5 protein-coding genes and 1 pseudogene are annotated in these 4,390 nt (G+C 69.4%); 3 read left to right on the top strand and 3 right to left on the bottom strand.

The genetic code is table 11. From position 1 onward, the window contains the following. Together DBR34_RS19285 and DBR34_RS19280 are read left to right on the top strand one after the other, a co-directional pair. Nucleotides 1-456, top strand: a pseudogene (locus DBR34_RS19285) (TonB-dependent receptor); the annotation flags it as partial. Nucleotides 457-508: 52 nt separating this feature from the next. Further along, nucleotides 509-1,336 carry an isocitrate lyase/phosphoenolpyruvate mutase family protein gene (locus DBR34_RS19280; RefSeq protein ID WP_128097975.1) on the top strand — a complete coding sequence of 276 codons (828 nt, stop codon included), beginning with the start codon at nt 509-511 and terminating at the stop codon, nt 1,334-1,336. Between the two features lie 6 nt (nt 1,337-1,342). Here DBR34_RS19280 and DBR34_RS19275 read toward each other — a convergent pair whose 3' ends face one another. Both DBR34_RS19275 and DBR34_RS19270 read right to left on the bottom strand, forming a co-directional pair. Next, nucleotides 1,343-1,663: a multidrug efflux SMR transporter gene (locus DBR34_RS19275; protein WP_128097974.1), complete on the bottom strand. Its 321-nt coding sequence runs from the start codon at nt 1,661-1,663 to the stop codon at nt 1,343-1,345. After that, the gene (locus DBR34_RS19270) at nt 1,660-2,031 is read right to left on the bottom strand and encodes a multidrug efflux SMR transporter (RefSeq protein WP_128097973.1); all 372 of its coding nucleotides are present in this window, start codon (nt 2,029-2,031) and stop codon (nt 1,660-1,662) included. Before DBR34_RS19270 ends, DBR34_RS19275 begins: the two co-directional genes overlap by 4 nt. Nucleotides 2,032-2,307: 276 nt before the next feature. On the opposite strand from DBR34_RS19270, the gene DBR34_RS19265 reads away from it, so the two are divergent. Beyond that, nucleotides 2,308-3,171 (top strand): LysR family transcriptional regulator, encoded by an 864-nt coding sequence (locus tag DBR34_RS19265; RefSeq protein WP_128097972.1) that lies wholly within the window; start codon nt 2,308-2,310, stop codon nt 3,169-3,171. 208 nt (nt 3,172-3,379) lie between these two features. On the opposite strand, the gene DBR34_RS19260 is transcribed toward DBR34_RS19265, so the two are convergent. Continuing rightward, nucleotides 3,380-4,297 (bottom strand): M14 family metallocarboxypeptidase, encoded by a 918-nt coding sequence (locus DBR34_RS19260; protein WP_128097971.1) that lies wholly within the window; start codon nt 4,295-4,297, stop codon nt 3,380-3,382. Nucleotides 4,298-4,390: the final 93 nt, after the last annotated feature.

Below are 4,390 nucleotides of genomic sequence, written 5' to 3'. Positions count from 1 at the left end.
GGCCAGCTCAGTGACGCGCTGGCAGGCCTGCAGCTGTCGATGACCTACACCTGGACCGAGGCTACCGCCCGCGCCGGTGTGTTCGCCGGCCGCGACCTGCCGCTCTACTCCCGCCAGGTGGGCTCGTTCGGCGCCCGCTACGCGATCGACCGCTGGACCTTCAATGCCGACCTGTTCGCCCAGTCCGGGCAGCGCTCGCCCGGCACGCCGACCGAAGGCGCGGCCTACGTGACTGCTGAAGATCCGACCGGCCGCCTCGGCGACATCCCGGGCTATTCCACCCTGGCGGTCCGCGCCGGGTACGACTTCGGGCCGGCACTGCATGACCTGAAACTGGCCATCGGGGTGAAAAACGTGCTGGACCGCCGCTACTACACCCGCTCCACCGACAACAACGGCGGCAAGTTCGTCGGCCAGCCACGCACCGTGTACCTGCAGGGCACGATCGGGTTCTGAGCGGCCCCCGCAAGGGCGGTACCATCGTCGAACCGCCTACCGGGTCCGCGCCATGACCACCCTGCCGTTCGATCCCCGCCCCCGCCGCGCGGCCTTCCGCGCCCTGCATGCGGCCGGCTGTTTCGTGTTGCCCAACCCGTGGGACGTGGGCAGTGCGCGCTACCTGCACGGGCTCGGGTTCGCTGCGCTGGCCAGCACCAGTTCCGGCGTGGCATGGAGCCAGGGTAAGCCGGATGGGCAGCTCTCACTGGATGAGACGCTGGCCCACCTGCGCGAACTGGCCGCCGCCACGCCATTGCCGGTGAATGCCGATTTCGGCGACGGCTTCGGCGCGGATCCCGCGGCGGTGGAGCGTGCCGTGGAACAGGCCATCGCTACCGGCGTGGCCGGGCTGTCCATTGAAGACGCCAGTGGCGATGCCGCTGCGCCGCTGCGACCGCTCGACGAGGCGGTGGCACGGGTGCGCGCCGCACGGGCCGCCATCGACCGCAGTGGCGAAGACGTGCTGCTGATCGGCCGGGCCGAGAATTTCTTCGTCGGCCGGCCCGACCTCGACGATGCCATCGCGCGGCTGCGCGCCTACGCCGCGGCCGGCGCGGACTGCCTGTATGCGCCGGGCATCAGCACCCGCGAACAGATCGACGCGGTGGTTGCCGCAGTGGCCCCGAAGCCCGTGAACCTGCTGGTGGGCAGCGCCGTGCCGTTCACGCTGCAGGATATCGCAGCCATGGGCGTGCGCCGGGTCAGCGTGGGCGGCGCGATGGCGCGCAGCGCGTGGGGCGGGATGATGCGCGCCTCGACACTGCTGGCCGACGAAGGGCGTTTCGATGGCTTTGCCGACGCGGCGTCCGGGGCGGCGCTGAACCAGCTGTTCCGCTGAGCGCCTTCAGTGGCTGGACAGCACCACCACCGCGCCGGTGACCAGCGCGATGCCGATCCAGCCGATCGGACGCAGCCGGTTGCCGAACAGCACGCGCCCGCAGAGGGCCGTGCCAATCACGCCGATCGCGCCCCACATCGCATAGGCGGTGGCCAGGTCCAGGGTCTTGACCGCCTGGCCGAGCAGCGCGAAGGCGATCCAGACCAGCACGATCGCGGCAACCCCCCAGGCCGGCTTACGGAACCCATCGGATTTGGCGACCATCATGTTGGCCGCGATGTCGATCAGGGCCGAGCAGACCACGAACAGGAAGGCGGTGAGGTTCATGCCGCGTGCTCCTCGCCGAGCGTGACGCAGACGATGCCGACAGCCGCCATCACCAAGCCGATCATCTGCTGCACGGACAGGCTGTCCTTGAACACGAAAATACCGACCAGCGTGAGCAGGGTCAGGCCGAGGCCTTCCCACACCGCGTAGGCGACCCCGACCGCGATGGCGCGCACCGACAGCGCCAGGAAGTAATACGAAATGGCCAGGGCCACGGCCATGACGACATAGCCAAGATGGCCGCCATGACGGGCGGCATCGGCCATGAACGAAGTACCTGCCACTTCGGCGACGATCGCCACGGTCAGGCAGGCCCAGGCGATCAGACCGCCACGGGCACGGGATTGCGAATGCACCTGTGTGTGCATGGAAAGCTCCTTGATTACGGCCGGTGCGCACCGGCGGGAGGCCGGGCACCGGGGCATCGGCCGGGATGGCGGATGCGCGTGCGTCGCTGCTGGCCGGGTGACATGGCTGCCGACACCGGGTCGGCACGTGGTCCGGTAAACCCGGGCATGCAGTCCGGTAGGTACCAGCCGTTGGTCGGTACGGCCGCCGGTCAATCGCACCCAAACGACGCGCCCATTATCATCGTCTTTTCCATCATTCCCAAGATGGAATCCATCGACAAAGGCGATACATCCATGCGCTACGGCCCCGAATCCCTGCACGCCTTCGTCGAAGCCGCCGCACTCGGCTCGTTCTCCGCCGCCGCCCGCCGCCTGAAGAAGACTCAATCGACCATCAGCACCGCGATCGCCACGCTGGAGGCCGATCTGGGCCTCACCCTGTTCGACCGCAGCAGCCGTTATCCGGTCCTCACCGAAGACGGCCGCAAGGTACTCGGCCACGCGCAGGAAATCCTGGCGGCCGCCGAGCGCCTGGAGCAGCTCAGCATCCGGCTGGCCGACGAGGTCGAGCCGCGCCTGAGCCTGGTGTTCTCGGATATCTACCAGCTCAACCCCGACCAGCATCTGCTGCGTCGGTTCGAGCAGCGTTTCCCGGACATCGAGCTGGAATGGCTGGATGCCGAAGGCAGCGAGGTGCTCGATGTCGTGCAGCGGGGCCGCGCGCACCTGGGGCTGGTGCCGCAGCAGACGCAGTATCCGTCGGACCTTACTGTGCGTGCGCTGCCGTTGCGCGCGGAAATGGCGGTGTTCGTGGCAAGGCAGCACGCGCTGGCGCAGATCGCGGCCCCGGACGAATCGCATCTGGCCGGCCATCGCCGGATCTGCCTGAGCGGCGACGATCAGCGCAGCGGCCCGGCCCGTGGGCGCAGCTGGTCGGCGACGGATTACCTGATGGTGCTGGAGATGGCCGAAGACGGCTTCGGCTGGGCCGAACTGCCGCGCACCCTGGTCACGCGGTACGGACGCGGGCAGCTGGTGGAACTGGCCCTGCCCGGCTGGCCGAAGCTGGTGGCCTGCGACGCAGTGTGGCGCAAGGGCGGAACCCTAGGGCCGGCCGCGCTATGGCTGCTGGACGAATTCCTGCACCGCACCCCGTAGAGCGGGGCTCTGCCCCGCTGCAGTGCGTGCCCCGCTGCAATGCGTGCCCCGCTGCGGCGGTTGCCCCGTAGAGCGGGGCTCTGCCCCGCTGCCGCAGTTGCCGGGCAGAGCCCGGCACTACGCGGCGGATTTGGACGCTTGCCGGGCAGAGCCCGGCACTGCGCGGCGGATTGGACGCTTGCCGGGCAGAGCCCGGCACTACGCTCGTTCAATGCGCCAGCGCGTACTCGATGGCCGCGCAGATCGCCGCCACCTGGGCGTCGTTGCACTGCTGCGGGGTGGCGCGCGGGCTGTCCGGGTAGACCTCGGTGGTGGTGGTGTACGTGGCACCACTGACACTGGCGCACAGGCCCAGCTTCTCCAGCGGATATTCGATCACACCCGGCGCCACCACCGGCGAACCGATGATCTCGCCCTTGTCATCGGCCGGGGCGATGTGGGTCACCCGCTCGACCGCGGCATTGACGGCGGTCTGGAACGCCGGCTGCGGGTTCTCGCTGTCATCCACCAGATAGAAGCCATCCGGGATCAGCCCCGGCGCGAACGGCTTGCCGTCGCGCGCGGCCAAGGCCGGGCGGAACTCGGTTTCATCGCTGTCGGTGGTTTCGTGCAGATCGATATGCATCGCGATGCTGCCGCGCAGCGGCGCGACCAGGGCGATCAGCGCGGCCGATTCGGCGGCCGGGCTGTTGGCCATGAAGGAGCGGTTCGGATCGATCGCATCGGCGTTCCAGCGCTGGATGCGCTCGTAGCCCCACGGGCTCACGCAGGGCACCACCAGCAGGTTGGCGCGGCCGGCATACTCCGCTGCGCGGGTCTGCAGGAACTGCAGTGCGCCCTGCACGCCGCTGGTTTCGTAGCCGTGGATGCCACCGGTGACCAGCATCGTCGGCAGCGCCGGATTCCAGTCGCGGCTGCGCACGGCGAACAGCGGGTACTGGTCCGGCGCGTACGCCAACGTGCCGTACTGGGTCACGTCGAAGGCGTCGCGCAGCGCCTCGATGGCCGGCACCACGTCGTCGGCATAGCGCCGCTGCGGCACCTGGCGAGCACGCCACTGCGCCTTCTCCGCTGCGCCCCAGGGCTGGCCGGGGGTGCCGATGGGATAGAAGGGGGCGTCGTTCATGGCGTGCTCGTCTGTGCGGCGGTGTGGAAGCGCGATTTTATCACTGCCGCACCGGGCGGCCCCCCTTACGGCCGGGCAAGCCGCGCGATCGCT

Source organism: Stenotrophomonas sp. HMWF003, from assembly GCF_003061285.1.
Taxonomy (GTDB): Bacteria; Pseudomonadota; Gammaproteobacteria; order Xanthomonadales; family Xanthomonadaceae; genus Stenotrophomonas; species Stenotrophomonas maltophilia_AP.
The sequence above is the reverse complement of the archived record's forward strand: the minus strand, read 5'-3'. Positions and strand labels throughout refer to the sequence as shown.